Source organism: Streptomyces sp. NPDC005752 (genome assembly GCF_040630715.1).
Taxonomy (GTDB): Bacteria; Actinomycetota; Actinomycetes; order Streptomycetales; family Streptomycetaceae; genus Streptomyces.
Genome location: NZ_JBEXYB010000100.1, coordinates 1 through 1,333, shown reverse-complemented (window position 1 = coordinate 1,333; position 1,333 = coordinate 1). Strand labels below are relative to the sequence as shown.

1 pseudogene is annotated in these 1,333 nt (G+C 69.9%); it reads right to left on the bottom strand.

The features are described 5' to 3' along the window. Positions 1 to 1,273 (bottom strand): annotated as a pseudogene (locus tag ABZ441_RS33545) (IS1380 family transposase); the annotation flags it as partial. Between the last annotated feature and the right edge of the window lie 60 nt (positions 1,274 to 1,333).

The following is a 1,333-nucleotide window of genomic DNA, read 5'->3' as shown; positions in this document are numbered from 1 at the left end:
GTGACGAGCTGTCCGGCTGCGGTGAACAGGCGGAGCCGTAGTCGGCGGGGTTCCCAGAGGCGGGCCTGGCCGGTCAGGGCGAGCATCGGCATCCAGGCCAGCAGGTCGAGGGCGATCTGCACGATCTCCAGCCAGATCCGGTTCTGAGCGGTGCGGTGCAGGGGAAGGTTGCGCAGGCCGGTGGCGCGGGCGTTTCGGATGCGGTCCTCGGCCCGGGCCCGTAGTCGGTGACGGAGCTCGAGTTCGGCGATCGGCCGGCCCGAGGTGTTGGTGGCGAAGCACGTCAGCCGCATGCCGTCCGCATCGGTAAGCCGCAACTGGGCTCCGGGGTGTGGTCGTTCTTTTCTGACGATCAGCCGCATGCCCTTGGGCCATCCGTCCAGGACGTCGCCGGTGAGTTCAGCGACCCAGGCGCCGTCGCGGACCTCGCCGTCCATCTCGACGGCCGGAGTCCAGGCCGATGCCGGAACCTTCAGCACGTGCTGGTGGATTGCCTCGGTGATCACCATGCCGACCGAGTAGGACAGCCACCGTCCTCGCTGAGCGAGCCAGACGACGAAGTCGTGGGTGCCGCCCGCGGAGTCGGTGCGGATCAGGGTTCGGCGCCCGCGCCGGTACTTCTTCGGCAGCTGGGCCAGGGCCAGTTGGGTGGCGGTGGTGTGGTCGGCCGCCGTGTTCGATCCCGCGTTGCCCGGTCTGAGCAGGGCCGCGACCGGTTCACCGGTGCCGCCCGGTCCGTGGTCAACAAACCCCATCAGCGGGTGGTGACCGTAGGTCCGCTTCCACGTGGGTGCGGCGTCCTCCTTGTCCGAGTGCGCGATCACCAGCACCCCGTCGAGGTCCACGGTCACCGTCCCGCCCGCATCAGGCGCTTCCCGGTCGGCCAACCGCCAGACCTGCTGGCGAACGTCGGCCCGCGCGGCACGGATGGCCCGCAGGGCTGTCTCCCCGGAGGCCGCGAGGGTGTCGATGAGGCGGGAGACCGTGGGGTCGGATGCCACCGGCCCGAACACGGCCGGCTCGGCCCGCAGCACCCCGACATCCGCGAGGCAGTCCCCGCCCAGCGCGACCGCCAGAGCCACGTCCAGCAGGATCTTGCCCGGATCATGCACCGCCCGAGCCTTCCGCCACGGCGCCAGCGCCGCTGATATCGCGGTGTCCAAGCGGCCTTACGGACCGTCTCGACCAGCAGCACGCTCCCGGCCTGCGAGACCACCGCCCGACCACCGCCCTCAATGCGGACACGCGGGTACGACCCGATACTCTTCTTCACCTGAGAAGTGCCTCCGGCTGGAGCAGGAACAAGGACCTCGACAATCCTCATTCTTGCTGG